This window comes from Fontibacillus phaseoli (assembly GCF_003337355.1).
Lineage (GTDB): Bacteria > Bacillota > Bacilli > Paenibacillales > Paenibacillaceae > Fontibacillus > Fontibacillus phaseoli.
The window spans coordinates 1,360,642-1,378,122 of record NZ_QPJW01000001.1 but is presented as its reverse complement, the minus strand read 5'-3'; the positions used below and the strand labels follow the sequence as shown (position 1 = coordinate 1,378,122).

Annotated in this window: 15 protein-coding genes; 10 read left to right on the top strand and 5 right to left on the bottom strand. The window is 46.4% G+C overall.

From position 1 onward, the window contains the following. Positions 1 to 408: 408 nt before the first annotated feature. Together DFP94_RS06780 and DFP94_RS06775 are read left to right on the top strand one after the other, a co-directional pair. The gene (locus DFP94_RS06780; protein WP_114495606.1) at positions 409 to 2,817 is read left to right on the top strand and encodes an ATP-binding cassette domain-containing protein; all 2,409 of its coding nucleotides are present in this window, start codon (positions 409 to 411) and stop codon (positions 2,815 to 2,817) included. Next, entirely contained in the window at positions 2,814 to 3,803 is a 990-nt protein-coding gene (locus DFP94_RS06775; protein ID WP_114495605.1) for a serine hydrolase domain-containing protein, read from the top strand. Before DFP94_RS06780 ends, DFP94_RS06775 begins: the two co-directional genes overlap by 4 nt. 279 nt (positions 3,804 to 4,082) lie before the next feature. Here DFP94_RS06775 and DFP94_RS06770 read toward each other — a convergent pair whose 3' ends face one another. From DFP94_RS06770 to DFP94_RS06760, 3 genes are read right to left on the bottom strand one after another with little or no spacing between them, the layout of a single operon-like run. Further along, entirely contained in the window at positions 4,083 to 5,282 is a 1,200-nt protein-coding gene (locus DFP94_RS06770; RefSeq protein ID WP_114495604.1) for a Ger(x)C family spore germination protein, read from the bottom strand. Then, entirely contained in the window at positions 5,279 to 6,388 is a 1,110-nt protein-coding gene (locus tag DFP94_RS06765; protein ID WP_425459231.1) for a spore germination protein, read from the bottom strand. Before DFP94_RS06765 ends, DFP94_RS06770 begins: the two co-directional genes overlap by 4 nt. Before the next feature lie 36 nt (positions 6,389 to 6,424). After that, a complete protein-coding gene (locus tag DFP94_RS06760) occupies positions 6,425 to 8,077 on the bottom strand; it encodes a spore germination protein (RefSeq protein WP_114495603.1) in 1,653 nt (550 codons plus the stop codon). Positions 8,078 to 8,287: 210 nt separating this feature from the next. On the opposite strand from DFP94_RS06760, the gene DFP94_RS06755 reads away from it, so the two are divergent. The 3 genes from DFP94_RS06755 (at position 8,288) to DFP94_RS06745 (ending at position 10,061) form a co-directional block, all read left to right on the top strand. Continuing rightward, entirely contained in the window at positions 8,288 to 8,866 is a 579-nt protein-coding gene (locus DFP94_RS06755; RefSeq protein ID WP_114495602.1) for a TetR/AcrR family transcriptional regulator, read from the top strand. A gap of 221 nt (positions 8,867 to 9,087) precedes the next feature. After that, positions 9,088 to 9,432: an Asp23/Gls24 family envelope stress response protein gene (locus DFP94_RS06750; protein ID WP_114495601.1), complete on the top strand. Its 345-nt coding sequence runs from the start codon at positions 9,088 to 9,090 to the stop codon at positions 9,430 to 9,432. After that, positions 9,429 to 10,061, top strand: a complete 633-nt coding sequence (locus tag DFP94_RS06745; RefSeq protein ID WP_245954530.1) for a GNAT family N-acetyltransferase — start codon at positions 9,429 to 9,431, stop codon at positions 10,059 to 10,061. The genes DFP94_RS06750 and DFP94_RS06745 overlap by 4 nt, the downstream gene beginning before the upstream one ends. A 6-nt stretch (positions 10,062 to 10,067) precedes the next feature. Here the strand turns inward: DFP94_RS06745 and DFP94_RS06740 are convergent, their stop codons facing one another. Further along, positions 10,068 to 10,550, bottom strand: coding sequence for a hypothetical protein (locus tag DFP94_RS06740; RefSeq protein WP_114495600.1), 483 nt, complete (start codon positions 10,548 to 10,550; stop codon positions 10,068 to 10,070). Next, positions 10,543 to 11,067 carry a hypothetical protein gene (locus DFP94_RS06735; protein WP_114495599.1) on the bottom strand — a complete coding sequence of 175 codons (525 nt, stop codon included), beginning with the start codon at positions 11,065 to 11,067 and terminating at the stop codon, positions 10,543 to 10,545. The genes DFP94_RS06740 and DFP94_RS06735 overlap by 8 nt, the downstream gene beginning before the upstream one ends. Before the next feature lie 452 nt (positions 11,068 to 11,519). Between DFP94_RS06735 and DFP94_RS06730 the strand changes: the two genes are divergently transcribed. The 5 genes from DFP94_RS06730 (at position 11,520) to kdpA (ending at position 17,468) form a co-directional block, all read left to right on the top strand. Then, a complete protein-coding gene (locus DFP94_RS06730) occupies positions 11,520 to 14,216 on the top strand; it encodes a sensor histidine kinase (protein ID WP_114495598.1) in 2,697 nt (898 codons plus the stop codon). Further along, on the top strand, positions 14,209 to 14,916 hold the full coding sequence (locus DFP94_RS06725) for a response regulator (RefSeq protein ID WP_114495597.1): 708 nt from the start codon (positions 14,209 to 14,211) through the stop codon (positions 14,914 to 14,916). Before DFP94_RS06730 ends, DFP94_RS06725 begins: the two co-directional genes overlap by 8 nt. A gap of 225 nt (positions 14,917 to 15,141) precedes the next feature. Further along, entirely contained in the window at positions 15,142 to 15,531 is a 390-nt protein-coding gene (locus DFP94_RS06720) for a hypothetical protein (protein ID WP_114495596.1), read from the top strand. Positions 15,532 to 15,641: 110 nt separating this feature from the next. Continuing rightward, positions 15,642 to 15,719 carry a K(+)-transporting ATPase subunit F gene (gene kdpF, locus DFP94_RS26460; protein ID WP_074083653.1) on the top strand — a complete coding sequence of 26 codons (78 nt, stop codon included), beginning with the start codon at positions 15,642 to 15,644 and terminating at the stop codon, positions 15,717 to 15,719. Between the two features lie 72 nt (positions 15,720 to 15,791). Then, positions 15,792 to 17,468 (top strand): potassium-transporting ATPase subunit KdpA, encoded by a 1,677-nt coding sequence (kdpA, locus tag DFP94_RS06710; protein ID WP_114495595.1) that lies wholly within the window; start codon positions 15,792 to 15,794, stop codon positions 17,466 to 17,468. The last annotated feature ends 13 nt before the right edge of the window (positions 17,469 to 17,481 follow it).

The following is a 17,481-nucleotide window of genomic DNA, read 5'->3' as shown; positions in this document are numbered from 1 at the left end:
AACAGGCGTCCTACTATATTGACTTGAAATAAATGTAATATTATAATTTGATTTTTAATGCTAATAAGCGGAAGGGTTTAATTGGTGATTATGATCATAAAGTTGAAGCACATGTGGGCATACATCGAGCCAACCAATTAGCAGCAAAGGACCTGGGGAACGTTCAGCATATAAAATATTTCGCGAAGCCGTTTAATTCAATTGACATCATATTGAATCTGACGGATCCGATTGTTAAATAAGGCAGCATCAGCTAGGACATACTTTTTTCGTCTATGGCTGATGCTGTTTTGATTTTAATTAATTTTCTTTTAACGGTCAAAATAATTCAAACTAATATATACACGAACGAAGCTAACTAAGAATAGCGGGAATATTCACACGAGAACATAAGTACGGAGGGGAAACATGAACGAATTTATCGAAATCAAAGGGGCACGGATACATAACTTGAAGAACATCGATGTACGGATTCCGCGAAATAAACTGACAGTCATTACCGGTGTATCGGGTAGCGGCAAATCAAGCCTCGCCTTCGATACTTTATATGAAGAGGGCAAGCGCAGGTATCTCCAATTTTCCGGGGAACATTACATGGTTGATACAATCCCCAAGTTTGAGGCTATAACCGCTCTCGCTCCTACGGTAGCGGTTGAACAGCGCATTATCCGCCAATCTAATCCGAGAAGCACAGTTGGTACGCGATCCAAGGTCGGAAATCTATTGGCCTTTTTATTTGCTGCCTACGGACAACGAGAACCAACGTACGATGATGGATTGCCGCTTTCCATGGAGTTTTTTCAGAAAAATTCCCCTAAAGGGATGTGCGTGAAATGCTTAGGGACCGGAAGATATCATGAACTCAACGAAGATACAATTCTTAATAAGAATATCCCGATCAAAGACATATTCAACGGTTTCTTGATGAAGCACAGATCTTATAAAGCTAATTTCAACAAGTTTTGTGAACTGCATCATATAGACGTGAAAGACACTGTTGGAACATTGTCGGACGAACTAATGTCATTATTCAAGTACGGATGCCGAAAAAGCGGATTTGTCGGTGCGATTGTATTTTTTCATGATATGCAAAAGCATGTGACAAGCAAGCATGTCCGGCACAATAATAAAGAGGAAAAAGAAATCGATTTATGGGGAATAAAAGTAGCCTCCGTCACTTGCCCTAAATGTAATGGTACTGGCCTGGGCGAAAAAGCGATTCATACAACGATATCGGGTAAAACGATTACTGAATTTGAAAATATGTACATAGGAGAACTATTAATTTTCTTTGATAGACAGAAGGACGTATTACCAGGCAAAAACCTAATTGATGAAATCATCTTGAAGCTTCGGTGTATGGTAGATGTCGGACTTCATCATCTCGCTCTTTCCCGTCAGGTCCCAACCCTTTCAGGCGGAGAAATTCAGCGGCTTTTCTTGGCATCCTATATTATCGCCGAAATGGATTCGATGATATTTGTTTTTGACGAACCAACGATTGGTCTTCATGAGGCCGAAAAAGAAACATTGATCAATATTATGCAAAACCTTGTTCATCGCGGAAACACCGTTGTGGCAGTGGAGCATGACGAAAATTTCATACGTGCTGCCGATTATATCATTGACCTTGGTCCCGACGCGGGCATATATGGAGGTGAGCGTATATTCCAAGGTAGTTTGCATGAGTTCATGTCGTGCAATATCTCAAGAACGGCACCCTACCTTGCAAGAGCAACAAAAGTAAGCGCCAAACAAGACTTTAAACCGATTGATAGCCTGAGAATGTTAACTATAGAGCATGCGAATTTGCACAACTTGCGGGATGTTTCCGTATCGATCCCCCTTGGAATGATGGTAGGCATTGCCGGGGTTTCAGGCAGCGGTAAGTCAAGCTTGATTCACGATACGCTAGTCCCGAAGCTAAAGCAATTATTAAAAACCAAGCTAGTATATGAAGAGGACGACGATGATATCCTATCGCCGGATGGTAACGCATCGGTAACGGGCATTGAACATATCAAAAAGTGTATCGTAGTTGACCAAAAGCCCATCGGCAGGAGTAAAACCTCTTGTCCGGCCACTTACACAGGAATTACGGACCGGGTACGTGCCATTTTTGCCAAAATGCCTGAAGCGATTGAAAACGGCTATGCAGCAGGGGTGTTCACAGTGAATTCCGAAGGCGGATGCAGGGCATGCAAGGGGGAAGGATTTAAGAACTTTCACGTCGGGTTCGGTAACTGGATTGAAGTGGAATGTGAAATGTGCAGGGGAACAGGCTATGTCGAAGAAGCTTTAAGCGTAACGCTGGAGAGGAAAAATATTAAGGATATTATGGCCATGAGCGTGGCGGAAGCAGCGGATTTTTTCGGGCGTAAAGAATCTGAGGCTTATGACAAATCGATATCCACTATTCTTGACACGCTTAAGCGCGTCGGAATGGGATACATCACGCTTGGTCAAAAGACTCCGACGATATCAGGCGGCGAAGCTCAACGAATCAAGCTGGCCAAAGAACTTTGCAAACATAACGGCAGCGGCAATGTTTATATTCTTGATGAACCTACAACCGGTCTTTCCTTTTCGGATACGGACCGCTTGATAGAACTGATGCAACAGCTTGTCGATGCGGGCAATACGATTATTGTAACGGAGCATGACCCGACTGTTTTGGCAAACTGCGATTTCATTATAGAAATGGGCCCCGGCGGCGGTAGTGACGGAGGGCATGTGATCGCGCAAGGTACACCGAAAGAGGTAGGGGCAAACGAAAAATCAATTTTAGGAAAATATCTAAAGCAGGTGCAAATATGAGCCTTGATTGGCAGGTTTCTACTCCGGAAAAAGAAGGCCTGGACAGTAGCATTTTAAATCAAGTAGACGACTATATCCGACAAAAGAGGTATCGTCTAATAAATAGTGTTTTAGTTCTGAAAAACGGAAAAATTGTTTTCGAGAGATATTACAACAAGTATAACGAGAATAGCCGAAACAATATTAAGTCCATTTGGAAAAGCATTCTCTCCATTGCGGCGGGAATCTGCCTCGACAGAGGGATTATCCAAAGCTTGGATGAACCGATTGGGAAGTACTTGCAGGAATTTGCCCGGAATAATCATCCTTACCACAAGCTCATCACGATCCGCCATCTGCTTACTATGTCGTCAGGCATTTATTGGAATGGCGGGATCCATTATCATTGTCCGATGATCGCTCAAATGATGAGAACGAACGATTGGATCACGCATATTTCCGATATTGAGATGAATAACGTTCCGGGTATGTATTTTCAGTATAAGGAATGGGATGTTATGCTGCTGTCGGCTGTAATCGGCAGAGCTTGCGGGGCTACCGCCTATGACTTCACTAAGGAATATTTGTATAAGCCGCTCAATATCTCAAGCGGGAGATGGCCCCAAAGTCCATGTGGCTTTTCCTATACTGTAATGAAAGGGGAGGAGGAGTCCGATTTATCTGCAAGAGATCTTGCCAAACTAGGCATGTTGTTTCTTGATCATGGCAAGTACAATGGAAACCAGATTGTATCTATGAAATATGTAAAGGAAACTATTACCCCTTCTGTTACCAATGCTTCAATCGGCTCATTATCAGACAATGATGCATACGGGTTTCTTTGGTGGCTTTTTCCTGATGGATATGGATGTCGAGGGTTTGGAGGACAGGAGGTAAACGTATTTCCAGATAAGCATTTTGTATCAATTATCCAAGCCACACCAACGTCTTCGAGCAAATCTTATGAAGATATTAATGAAACTATATTGAGACAAGCTATTTTGTAGTATTCACTCATGCGGGTCATTGCCTCATTCTGGAACAGAAGGAATTAGTCAACAAGGCGATTCAAACATTTATGATGAAAAATGCGTAAAATGCTCCAGAAGATTTTCGAACCGATCGAAACGACCGATCATGATCTTTACCCACCTCATTGACGAGCAGAAGCGGAGCGCTATGACAACGATCGAGGTTCCTAAGGTCTTAAATTACGGATTGCCGACTTGCAATAGGCTGCCCTCCAAAGGCAGCCTTTTTTGATTTATGCATCTTTAACGGGTTGTTTAGTCCGTGGATGATCCAAAGTCCGTTATTTTCATGTCGATCTCATAGGTAATCGGGATGTTGCTGAAGGTTTCGTCCCAATCTTCTTTGACCTTGTTCCATACTTTCGGGTACTTGATACGGAGTTGCTTGTTGAATCCGCCGACATCGACGCGGTATACATGCTGCATTTTGTGCAGCACCTGTTGGATTTGTTTACGGGCTTCCTTCTCGAACTGTTTCTCCAGTTCGCGCATGTATTGTCCGGAAGAAGGAATTTCCGGAAAACTCCAGTCCTCGATTAAACGCCCCTCCGACGAAACTTTGATATGGAAAGAAATGTCGTTGCCTTCGACTTTGGGGATGATCTTGCTTTTGGAATTTTTCGGCTCATAAGTAATCGAATATCCTTCTGGCGCATATGTCTTGAGCGCTCCGCCTTTAACGTCGAACGAAAACCAGGACAACCCTTCCAGATCGAGTTGGCTTAGCTCACCGACCCACTTCTTGGTGCTACCTTTAAAAATACCGGCTCCCGAAAACTTATGATCGTTTTGCGCGGTTACGACATTCTGCAGCAAAAAGCTTGATCCTGACTGCATCGCACTGTCCAACTTGATTAGGGTCACCGGAGGAATGATTTTATTGGACCGGTACCGGTTATCAACGAGCCCGGCGAGATAGAGGGCGGGAACCTCTCCCGGTTCGTTCGTGCTAAGTGCCTCGAAAGCATTCCGATGGCTGACTAACACAAGACAACTGGGCCGGATATCGTTATCCCGGAGAATAAAATCGAAAATCTGCTCTAGGCTGTACCGCTTGGCCAGTTCCGAAGAGACGACAATCACTTTAAGATGATGCCCGATCAGCGGGCGATCTCTTCGCAGCGAAAATTGGCGGAAAATTTGGATGATGGAGTCTCCCGTCAATTTTTCGTTCATATAAGCCTCGCTTGGCGTGGACGAACTCCCGCCTTGCTTCTGACCTTTGCCCGTAATCGGAGGGACGATTTGTACAGTGGCCGTCAGCACCTTTTCCCTGGGATAGGAAGCGCCTTGCTTTTCGATGCCCCGTTCGAATTCGGATACTTGGGCCACATCCAGACCAAGGCCAACATAGACGCTGACGTCTTCAATTTCATTGCTGCTCCAGCAGCCGGTATTCAATATGAGCAAGATGGCCGCAGCAATCCGCAGTACGAAGTAGAGGCTTCGCTTCAATTCGGCTTCGCTCCTTTCTTGAGGAGGATACTGATTAACAACAATATCAGCGGTATCCCTCCGAACAAATAGACCGAGACATTCCCGAACATATCGCCGAGCTTAAACGCTTCGTTGATATCTTTGGGAATCATGGCGATCAGGTAGATGACAGGGAGCATAGCAAATATGAAAGGCCGGACATTTTTCTTGAACAGTTGCGACCAGCCGAGAGAGGCGGCATAGTGCGTGACCGTGAAAGTTGAGAATATCTGCATGATCCAGATCACCAGCAGAAGGGATTCGAAACGCTCGAAGAAGAGGCCTTGCACCTCAAAACTTCTCACCAGATCCAGGGTTGGCCAGGTTCTTTTTTCCACGCCGTTAATGGACATGCCGCCGATGACCATAATGACGGTAATCAAATAAATGATGACCGGTACCACAATGCCAGCCATCATGGCTTTATTTGCTTTCTTGGGATTCTTCATAAACGCCGTAGTGACGAGCATAATTTCATAACCCGTAAAGGACAGCAACGAAGGCTTGATTCCTTGCAGGACGGGTTTGATACCGGATCCTAACAACGGCCTCAAATGATTGACATCGAAAATGCGGCTGCTAAGCAGGATCGCAATTAGGAAAAATACAAGCGTAATCGGCAAAATAATTTCATAGAGTCGGGCGATGCAATTGATGCCGCCCAGTATCAAATATAGTCCGACCCACATAAACGTCATGACGATGGCCCAAGCAGGGGTGCCTTCCAACAAATAGAAGCCTGTTACTTCCGCCATGATTCGGATTTCAAAGGCGGATATCGTTATAAAATAAGTGATGATTATCATGCTTATGATAAACGCGATCCATTTTCCCGTAATTTCGGGCATGAATTGGAATACTGTCTTCCCTTGGAATCGGCGGCATAGCTTTACGATGACCCAGCCAGCGACCAAGATGATCACACCGGAAATTAAAATGGACATCCAGACATCTGACGTTTTAGCCGCTTCTACCATTGTTCTCGGAAGGGTAAGGATACCTGCACCCAGCATATAGTTGATGACCATGACCGCAGCCTGTGAAGTGGTAATTTGATCCTTTGGACCATTGTTTATGCCGCTCAAGTTCCCGACCTCTTTCCTGTTTGCATTTTAAATAATTTAGTTCCTTCGGTCCTTATCCTTTGGGTTGAACATGAAAGGACGCTTCTTCATGGATTTTAACGGGAAACGAATGAACAAATCCTTCCAGTCGCTAAGCCCGTAAGGTACAATCGGACTAACGTAAGGCACGCCGAAACTCTTGAGCCGCACTAGGTGGCTGCAGATCAACAGGAAGAACATAACCACGCCGAACAGTCCCAAAGCAGCCGCGCAGAGCATTCCGGTAAACCGGAGAATGCGCAGAGTGATTCCGGCGCTATAGACCGGAATGGTGAAGGAGGATATCGCGGTTACCGCAACGACGATAACGAGGAAGGGGCTGACAATGCCGGCGTTGACTGCGGCATCACCGATGATCAGGCCTCCGACGATGCCCATCGCGGGACCGATGGGCTTTGGAAGCCGGATACCTGCCTCCCGCAAAATCTCGATGGAGATTTCCATAATCATCGCTTCGATAAACGAAGGGAACGGCACGCCCTGCCGGGTCTCTATTATGGATAGCGCCAATTTCGTGGGAATGAGTCCCGGATGGAACGAGATGAACGAAATATATAACGCCGGAGCGAGCAGAGCCAAGAGGGCGGCAAAAAAGCGCAAGAAGCGAATAAATGAGCCGGGAATCCAGCGTTCATAGTAATCCTCCGGAGATTGAAGCAACATGCTGAAGGTCACCGGCAAAACGAGGGCAAAAGGCGTGCCGTCCAACAAAATGGCTGCTCGGCCTTCCAGCAGTCCTGCAATGACCCGATCGGGTCTTTCCGTATTTTGCAACTGCTGGAATGGGCTAAGCACGTTGTCTTCGATCAACTGCTCGATATAACCCGATTCTATCGGGTCATCGATATCGATGTTTTGAATACGCAACGTGACCTCATCCACCAGATTCGGATCCACGATATCGCGCATATAAGCTAGAACCAAGGATTTCTTAACGCGGCTTCCTACCTCAAATTTGGTCAGAACGAGACTCTCATTCTGTCCATGTCTTCGAAGCAAGCCCGTGTTATCGCTTAGCCGCTCGGTGAATCCTGTGCGAGGTCCTCGTAAAAGAGCTTCGGACATTGGTTCTTCGACGTTCCGGCTCTTGCCGTTAGCGGATCCAATCAACAGCGTTTCCGGCAGGCCTTCAACGAGAAGCCCGGTTTTGCCGAACAAAATACCTTCCGTGAAGGCTTGCAGTCCGGTAACTTTTTTGATCTCGCTGACCGGGATAAGTTGTTCCATTAAATACGTACTCAAGGATAGCGGAGAATCAAGAAAACTGGTGCGATGTTCTTCCGCTACGCCTCGGAGTATTAATGGAGCAATCAGATGGGTATCGATTAAATCGTTGTCCGTCAAACCGTCAACATATACGAGGGCGGCACGAATTTCCGTTCCGCGGATCACCATCTCGCGGATCCAAACATCCGCTTGGTCGCCGATCGCCTTTCGGATCGATGCGATATCGGAGTCGTACGTTCCCGATATCGGCACGTCCGTCAAGCCGATTTCTTTCTCGGGCTTGGAGTGGCTGTCCATGCTGGTTTTCAACGATTTCCGGATCACCCTTGACAGCAGAACTAACAAGATCGGGATGATAAGAAGCAAAAATGCCTGAACAAGCAGGCTCCAGTTCGGTAAATAGGACATTAAGACGGACCACATTCTAATTCACCCCGAGTTCAATGGCATAATTGGTTATGGATGAGGATCAAGTGTATTTTTACCAGATGGAGCATATATAATTCCTAGGATTTCAAGTATGACGGATCTAGCGGCAGTTGCTTTTAGGGAGTGTCTATCCGATATGATATACTATCAAATGATAGATAAATCGAAGAAATGAAGACCATCACTCTTTTTGAGGTGTACCTGATGAAAAAGGAACTGACGTCAATCAAACAAACTAGACTGAACGCTATTCTGGATGAAGCGACCAAACTGTTAATTGTTAAGCCGAATGCTTCGATGCATGAGATTGCCGAATCAGCCGGAATCGGTGTCGCTACTCTACACCGGTATGTGGAGAGCCGTGAGCAATTGATGATTTACTTAGGCTTTCGCGCCATTGAGGTCGTAGGTAAAACGATGGAAAATGTTCGGCTGAATGAGGAGAATTGTGAGAGTTATATTCCTGAGTTGATTGAAGCCCTGATTCCTCTTGGGGACAAAATGTATTTTCTTGCTCACGATGCTACTGTTAATTACAATAAGGAGATTGAAGAGGAGTACCAAAAGCTGCAGGAACCTGTACTAAATACGATCAACTTGCTTCAGCAGAAGGGGTATTTTCGGCAGGATCTCGATCGAACCTGGATGGTTAATGTTCTGTATTCGCTTCTTTTCTTAACATGGCAACAGGTCATAGAAGGGAATATAGCCAGAAAGTCCGCTGCCGGTTTGGTGGTGGATACGTTTTACAACGGTTTTAAAGTTCAGAATCAGCTCAATTGAAAGCCGGTGTATAACTTACAAGTCTGTTCGATCTTTCGGACAGACTTTTTTGATGTTTCGGAATTGGCTTTTCATCGTCTTAAGTGCCATGAAGAAATTTGACTGGAGAATGCCTGTGATATAATATTTAATCATATGATATATATATCTATCATTCTTGTGCATGAAGGCGAGTCTTTAGCTCAGTATACTCATTTCAAGTAAAACGGGGGGGGATGTACATGTACATTGAAAATCGGATGGGGAAGATCAAAATTTCGAAGGATGTCATTTATAAAATTGTCGGGAAAGCAGCCATTGCGACCAGCGGGATAGCAAAAATGTCATCCGGAATCGGGGAAGGCCTGGCCAATTGGATTAATGGTAAGAGCCTTGAAAACGGAATCGAATTAAAAGAAGCGGAACGAGGACTTGATATCCGTTTAAGCGTGGTCATCCAGTATCGGACAAAAATATCGGCTGTGCTTCAAGAGCTACAGAATAATGTCCGGGAGGCTGTCGCTGGTTTTACCGGATTAAGCGTCGGTTCGATAAACGTCATAGTGGAAGGAATTTCCGTAAAATGATGCCTGACCCAAAAACGATTTTGATCGTCAAGGGGGATGCCCGATCCTCCATCGGTGCCAGACTTAATCAACTCGCATTAGATGATATGGCGTACACCATAGCGGGCTCCGAGAAAAAGAGCATCATTTTAAGCACGTTGCGTAAGTTGTGGAAGGCGGAAGATAACCGCTTCAGCCATCAATTTGCTTTTGAAGCCAGACTCGGGAATCAGACCTTGGGCATGGTCACCTGTTATCCGGTTACATTGTTAAAACGCCTTGCCTGGCCAACTTTTAAACAATTGCTTATTCACCGCAAGCTTGGCCTTATCGGCTATAATCTTCAGCATCTCAAATCATTGTATTCCATGATTATCCTGAAAGAAGGAGACAATGACGAATTCCATATTGGAACAATCGCTACTTTGCCGGAAAGCAGGGGATTGGGAATCGGTACGCGCCTTCTGGAGTTTGCGGAGAAACAAGCCATATCGCATGGCTTTACCAAATGTTCTCTAACGGTAAGGAAAGAGAACATACTTGCCTTCAAAATGTATGAGCGCATGGGTTACCGAATTACCGGCGAAATCAATAAGCCGGCTTTTTCTTTGTATCGAATGGCTAAGGTGCTTGCATGCAACCGAATCTAGGCAGTATTACGACAACAAGGAGAAATAAGAAACCGATTCGTCAATCAATCGGGATAAACTCCAATCACCGGACTGTTGGTTTAAGGGAAAAGATAACCAGGTTCGAGGAATGGGGCTGGGTACTTCATACACTTGGCCCGCAGAACCGACTGCGATTTTAAACCGGTGACTCCAAGGTTGCTGCAATCCCGATAATGCGGATTGCAGCAATTCAAGTTGGCTTGTTGTCCATTCCCGTTCATGGAAACGCACCGCCATGAATCCTTCCTCAAGTGTAGCAAAGCGAATGCATCTCAAAAAAGCTCCCCACTTAATTAAATCCATCCCGTTATCCTTCTTCGGAACTACACATTCCCCATAGGAGATTTGTTCTCCGCAACTCAGTCTCAAAACCAGATAAAGACATCCCGGTTGCTGAGGCTTTTTAGTAAACGAAGGCTTCGCATCGAACGCGAAGAGTTCAATTCGAGAAATCCTGGCGCTATTCATTGGTGTTGCCTCCTTGGATGATCATCGATTTAATGGAGACTAACCCGTGGATTTGTTTAGCTCTGGCTATATAGTCCATAAGCTCGGCTTCATCTTCGCAAACCGCCGCATGCTCTAGCCAAACGCCATATTTTTTTCGGCGCACAACGGACAGATGAAGCGGAAACCGGTTGCGGGATCGCAGAATATACCAGCCCTCGTCCATGTCCTTCCATGGGTCTTTAAAGGCGGACAGTAACGAAAGCCTTTTGCGCGTCGACCAATCCTGGGCCTGCTGTTTATCTCTGATGCTTTTATAAATATCGTAAATGACCCGCTGATCGGTGCATGTAAGGTAGGCTGAAGATTCGCAAAATTGAGACAGCATGTCGACCTGACTGGTGCCATATCCATAACCGACGATATACCGTCGCTTGTCTTGTTCATACCAAAGCGCTCCAAAGCTGGAATACTCCAGACTTGCCGGTTCCAGCACATGGGGATGGGTTCCAAAATAATAGGGTATCGGTTTCTGCATTCCTGCCACTCCTTATCGGGATGAAAAGCGGTTTACCGTCCCACAGGATTCATACTGTAAAGGCCGTATCGGCATAAAAAATTTCCCGTTTCCCGCTCGACTCCATTTCTGCGTACGTTTAGAAGGAATCATACTCGGAGTTCTTTTGTTTGTAAAAATGGAATCCGCCCATAAAAGTTAGTAATCGTGCACAATTGAGTAGAATTGGAGAAAAATCCTGTGGATGCTTGAAGTTATCATTGTTTTTCTAAAGAAAACTCGGGTTTATTCCGTTCTTAACAGCATCTTAATTGAGGGGTAAACACTCTAATACTCCCCTTATTATTTTCAGCAAAATCTTAATGCGATCTTAATGCCATTGCCGAAGTTATAACACGATGCTGATATGGCTCATGATATACTTACAAATAGAATCGCCGTATAAAATAATGATCAGGAAAGCAGGCTTGAGGATGGCAACGACACCGATTCGATCCGGGTCCACGCCGGAAGTGACTACCGTAAATACGCCCCAAAAAAAACGGGGGAAACTGAAGATTTTTCTCGGTTACGCGCCGGGAGCCGGCACAACTTGTGCGATGCTGAGATCCGGTCTGGTGGCACAAAATGATGGAACAGACGTTGTTGCCGGATATATCAATCCCCGTGGTCGACCGGATACGGCGGCGCTGATCAAAGGTTTGGAGATGTTGCCTCATACAGGAAATGCAAACGATGGTCATGGCTTTCAGGAATTTGAGCTGGACCATGCGCTTCTAAGAAAACCCGACCTCATTTTAATTGACGACCTGGCCCATACCAATGCGGCAGGAAATCGACACAAAAAAAGATACCAGGACGTGGAGGAGCTACTTCGGGCAGGAATTCACGTGTACACTACGATGGATGTCCAGCAGTTAGAAAGCCTGGCGGATATCGTCTCCTCCATTACCGGGATGTCCGTGCATGACCGCATACCGGATAGCGTCTTTGATAGCGCCGATCTGGTGGAATTCGTCGATATCGAGCCTGACACGTTGATCGGCCGTTTGAAGATGGGGAAGATCTATAGTAATCAGGAGACGGAAAGGGCACATGCACGCTTATTTGCCAAAGAGAAGCTGAATGCATTGCGAGAAATTGCTTTGCAACGAACCGCAGCCCAATTAAACCGGATTGGTTCGCAAATCCGGGCGCAAGCAGGCAGAAATGAATATGCCGTTAAAGACCATATTTTAGTTTGCCTGTCACCGGCTGCTTCCAATAAAAAAGTAATCCGAACAGCGGCAAGGATGGCTGAGGTTTTCCGTGGTCAATTCACGGCACTGTTCGTAGAGACACCGGAAACTAAGCCGGTAACGGAAAAAAACAAAACCGGACTAAGAGAGAATCTGAGATTGGCCGAGCAACTGGGAGCCCAAATTGCAACAGTGTATGGAGACGATGTGCCCGGGCAAATAGCGGAATATGCCAAAACGAGCCATGTATCAAAGATCGTATTAGGCCGCTCCCCTCACCAAAAAAGAGGATTCTCCAAATCAACGGTGGTTGATAAATTAATCGACTTAGTCCCGAATATTGAGACGTATATAATTCCGTATTCAGAGACATCGTTCTATAAAAGATCGTCCATATACCTGAAATCTCCGGTGTTATCTTTGGCCGATATGGCCAAAACGGTTTCTATTCTGGCGGCATGCACTCTCGTCGGGGCATGGTTCAATCAGCTGGGATTCAGAGAGGCGAACATTATCACGGTATACATCCTCGGTGTTCTTCTAAATGCAACGGTCACCAAAGGCAGGATATACAGTGCGATTTGTTCGATCATGAGCGTGATCGTGTTCAATTTCTTCTTTACGGAGCCCTACTATTCATTAAAGGCGACCGATCCCGGTTATCCGGTTACCTTTCTGGTGATGCTGGTGGCTTCGTTCGTCATGAGCACATTGACCATGAGAGTAAGAGAGCAGGCCCTTCAATCGGCACAGAAAGCCTATCGTACAGAAGTGCTTCTGGAAACGAGCCGGAAATTGCAGCAGGCAAAAGACTCCTCAGCCATAATGGATGAAACGGCGAATCAAATGGTGAAGCTGTTGGATAGAACGATCATCTTTTATTCCATTCAGCAAGACGATCTGAGCGAGCCGCTTATTTACCCAAAGAAGGGGTCAGCCGTTCTCCAAATCTATACCGGAGAGAATGAGCATGCGGTAGCGGAGTGGGTGTACAGAAACAATAAACGGGCTGGAGCGACCACGGATACTTTTTCCGATGCTCATTGTTTGTATCATGCGGTACGCGGTGGGGATACCGTTTTTGCGATTGCGGCGATTGTGATGGATCAAGAGGAGCCTTTGGAGGTTTTTGAAAAAAGCCTGATGATTGCTATGCTGGGAGAATGCGCGCTTGCCATGGAAAAAGAACGACTGAACGAACAACAGCAGGAAATCTTCATGCAAATCCGGCAGGAACAGCTCCGTGCTAATTTGCTGCGACAAATTTCCCATGATTTGCGCACTCCCCTCACCAGTATTTCCGGCAATGCGGGAATACTGATCGGGAACTCCGAGATGCTGAGCGAAGAACAGAAAAAGGGCCTATTTACCGATATCTATGACGATGCCATGTGGCTGATTCTTTTGGTAGAGAATTTGCTTTCCATCAGCCGAATCGAGAACGGTACAATAAATCTAAACTTACAGGCTGAATTAATGGAGGAGGTCATCGCCGAAGCCTTGCTCCATGTGAATCGCAACAGCGAGAAGCACATGATTCAAACGGTATTGGAAGACGAATGGATTATGGCCCGGATGGATACCCGTCTGATTGTTCAGGTTCTGATCAATCTCGTGGATAATGCGATTAAGTACACGCAGACCGGCTCCCACATTACAATTTCGGCAAAACGCGACAAGCACATGGTGCTCGTGGAAGTTTCCGATGATGGTCCGGGTATTGCTGAAGAAACGAAGGCTAAATTGTTTGATATGTTCTATACGGCGAATAATATACGCGGGGACGGGCATCGCGGCTTAGGTCTGGGACTCTCATTATGCAAATCGATTGTGAATGCCCATGGCGGAACGATGGGGGTTAGAGACCATTTCCCTCGGGGGACCGTATTCCTTTTTACGTTGCAGGCGGAGGAGGTAAGCGTTTATGAATAGTCCTTTTATTCTTGTTGTGGAGGATGATAAGCCCATCCGCAAACTGATCACGACCACGCTGGAGACGCAAGGATATAGATATCACGCGGCGGAAACAGGCGAAGCCGCGATTCTGGAAGCGGTATCCAGGCAACCGGACATCATGATTCTGGATTTGGGCCTCCCGGACATGGACGGAGTGGACATCATAAAAAAAGTACGGGAATGGTCCAATCTTCCCATCATCGTCGTTAGTGCGCGCAGTGAGGACAGGGATAAAATCGAGGCGCTGGATGCTGGGGCAGACGATTATTTGACCAAGCCGTTCAGTGTGGAAGAACTGCTTGCAAGACTGCGGGTCAGTTTGCGGCGAGCCCGTTACGACAGTGACAAGCTCCTGAAGGAAGCTTCCCAATTTATTAACGGTAATCTGAAAATAGATTATGCGGCGGGATGCGTTTGGCTGGATGAAGAAGAAGTCCACCTGACGCCAAGCGAATACAAACTTCTGTGCCTGCTGGCCAAAAATGTAGGCAAGGTGTTGACCCATAACCATATCCTGCATGAGATCTGGGGCAACCATCCTTACGACGTCTCCGCTCTACGGGTTTTTATGGCGACCTTGCGCAAAAAAATAGAAAAACCATCCTCGCAGGCGAAATATATACAAACGCATATCGGGATCGGTTACCGGATGTTGCAAGTCAACGATGAAGGCTAAACAGTATGAACCATTTGAATCTTCAGTAACCATGCAACCATGCTCCTCAGGAGCATGGTTTTTTGTTGTTAATAGGAATCTTTAGATGATCTTAATCCTTTGCAGCAAACTCTAATCCTAAACTAATGGCGGGAGTGATACGCTGAATTTCGGAAGCAGAAAGTATATGCCGATGAGGGAGATTGGTTATGGACAGGGGTGTTATCCCGGAAAGAAGGAAGAGAGATGAAGCATCATGACAAGGTGCTGGTGTTTGCGCCTAATCAGGCGGGTGAACGGTTTGTACAGGATTTGAGTGAGAGCGGCGGGTCTCCTAACGTAATGGCTTGCAATTCTGCTGAACAGCTATTCGCTATGAAGCAGAACCTCTTGATAAAACCTCAGGATATGGAATTCAGCAAAGCGTTCGTTTTCGAAGAAGAGCTCGACCAATGCTGTAAAGTGCTCGAAATCATTACGAAGTGGATGTGCGGAACCATTTATGTCATCACCAGAAAACATTATCCGCAAATGATTTATAGGGCGCTGGGCGCTGATTACGTCATCCGTACAACTAGTGAAGATTTGTCTTTTTTAATGGATAAGAGAGTCGATTTAGACGAGAGGAGAGACTAAACGATGATGGATGTGTACATGGTAGCGGCATTGGCTGTGATTTTCGGTCTGTTCTATGCGTTTGCAGGTTGGTGCGAACGCGTTGTTGACGATAAAGGAGGGAAAGAACAATGACCGTGGTTATTGCAGCAACCTTGTTATTGTTTCTCTATCTGGTCTACGCCTTGATCCATCCGGAGAAATTCTAGGCATCACAAAGAAGGCAATTTTAAAAAGAAACCATTAGGCGACAGCTTGCCTAAATCAAGGAGGAGCCATTCGTGGGTATTGTGCAAATCATCGCAGTTATCACTATATTGCTGCTGCTCGTTAAACCGCTCGGAACTTATTTGTATTATGCGTTTTCCAATGAGCCGAACCGGAGTGACCGGATCTTTGGGGGCATCGAGAAAGGAATATTTAAATTAGGCGGTTTGAAAGAACTGGGAGGCATGTCCTGGAAGAAGTATGCGATCAGTTTTCTATCGACCAATATCGTGCTTGTAGCGTTTGGTTATTTGATTCTCCGCCTGCAGGGCGGACTTCCGTTAAATCCGAACGGAATCGGCGAACTGGAGCAGAGCCTTACCTTCAATACGGTGATCAGCTTTATCACTAACACCAATTTGCAGCATTACAGCGGAGAAACCGGACTATCCTATTTCTCGCAGATGGCCGTCATCACCATGTTGATGTTTACATCCGCGGCGAGCGGATTATCCGTGGCCGTGGCTTTTGTAAGAGGCATTACGGGCGGAAAGACTCTGGGGAACTTTTTCCAAGACTTCGTAAAGTCGCATACGCGGATATTCTTGCCGCTTGCTTTACTCGTCACACTGATCCTTGTAGCGCTGCAAGTTCCGCAAACACTGCAGCCTACACTGGAAGTTTCAACGCTAGAAGGACAGAGTCAACAGATTGCGATCGGGCCGGTCGCTTCCCTGGAATCCATCAAGCATCTCGGAACGAACGGCGGCGGATTCTTCGGGGCCAACTCGGCACATCCGTTTGAAAATCCGTCACCGCTAACCAATGTGATTGAAATGCTGTCGATGTGGATGCTGCCTGCATCTCTTCCATACATGTATGGATTGTTTGCCAAGAACAAACGGCAAGGTTGGGGCATATTCAGCGCCATGATGATCCTGTTCGTCCTGCTGCTATCCTTGAACTTCTATGCGGAAAGCAAAGGAAATCCGGCGATCCATGCTATGGGGATCGATGTGTCTCAAGGCAGTATGGAAGGGAAGGAGGTCCGCTTCGGGATTGCGCAATCTTCCTTGTTTACTACGGTGACTACCGCGGCTACTACCGGCAGCGTCAACAATATGCATGACACCCAGACTCCGCTTGGTCAAATTACTCCGCTTGCGCTGATGATGCTGAACAATGTCTTCGGGGGTAAGGGCGTAGGGCTGATAAATATGTTGATGTATGCCATACTCGCAGTCTTTTTATGCGGACTGATGGTAGGCCGGACGCCGGAGTTCCTCGGCCGTAAAATCGAGGCGAGAGAGATGAAGCTGATCGCGATCGCGATTCTGATTCATCCTCTGATTATTCTGGCACCGACGGCGCTGTCCTTCTTGACGGATCTCGGCCAGGGCTCGATCAGCAATCCGGGTTATCACGGATTGACGCAGGTCCTGTACGAATATGCCTCATCCGCCGCCAACAACGGCTCAGGCTTTGAAGGATTGGCCGACAATAACACGTTCTGGAATATGATGACCGGACTCGTCATGCTGCTGGGACGCTACATTTCGATGATTGCCATGCTGGCCGTTGCCGGTTCCTTGCTTCGCAAACAGCCCGTTCCGGAAACGATCGGCACCTTCCGTACGGACAACGGTCTCTTTACCGGAATCTTGATCGGCACGGTGCTGATTATTGGCGCGCTGACGTTCTTGCCGGTCATCGTGCTGGGGCCGATAGCGGAACATTTGACACTACGGTAGAGAGAGGGAGAAC

What these genes read in the sequence shown, in the direction of transcription:
- DFP94_RS06730 (WP_114495598.1), top strand. Translation starts at nt 11,520, where the DNA reads ATGGCAACGACACCGATTCGATCCGGGTCCACGCCGGAAGTGACTACC.
- DFP94_RS06745 (WP_245954530.1), top strand. Translation starts at nt 9,429, where the DNA reads ATGATGCCTGACCCAAAAACGATTTTGATCGTCAAGGGGGATGCCCGA.
- DFP94_RS06740 (WP_114495600.1), bottom strand. Translation starts at nt 10,550, where the DNA reads ATGAATAGCGCCAGGATTTCTCGAATTGAACTCTTCGCGTTCGATGCG.
- DFP94_RS06775 (WP_114495605.1), top strand. Translation starts at nt 2,814, where the DNA reads ATGAGCCTTGATTGGCAGGTTTCTACTCCGGAAAAAGAAGGCCTGGAC.
- DFP94_RS06720 (WP_114495596.1), top strand. Translation starts at nt 15,142, where the DNA reads ATGAAGCATCATGACAAGGTGCTGGTGTTTGCGCCTAATCAGGCGGGT.
- DFP94_RS06725 (WP_114495597.1), top strand. Translation starts at nt 14,209, where the DNA reads ATGAATAGTCCTTTTATTCTTGTTGTGGAGGATGATAAGCCCATCCGC.
- DFP94_RS06750 (WP_114495601.1), top strand. Translation starts at nt 9,088, where the DNA reads ATGTACATTGAAAATCGGATGGGGAAGATCAAAATTTCGAAGGATGTC.
- DFP94_RS06755 (WP_114495602.1), top strand. Translation starts at nt 8,288, where the DNA reads ATGAAAAAGGAACTGACGTCAATCAAACAAACTAGACTGAACGCTATT.
- DFP94_RS06780 (WP_114495606.1), top strand. Translation starts at nt 409, where the DNA reads ATGAACGAATTTATCGAAATCAAAGGGGCACGGATACATAACTTGAAG.
- DFP94_RS06760 (WP_114495603.1), bottom strand. Translation starts at nt 8,077, where the DNA reads ATGTGGTCCGTCTTAATGTCCTATTTACCGAACTGGAGCCTGCTTGTT.
- kdpF (WP_074083653.1), top strand. Translation starts at nt 15,642, where the DNA reads ATGACCGTGGTTATTGCAGCAACCTTGTTATTGTTTCTCTATCTGGTC.
- DFP94_RS06735 (WP_114495599.1), bottom strand. Translation starts at nt 11,067, where the DNA reads ATGCAGAAACCGATACCCTATTATTTTGGAACCCATCCCCATGTGCTG.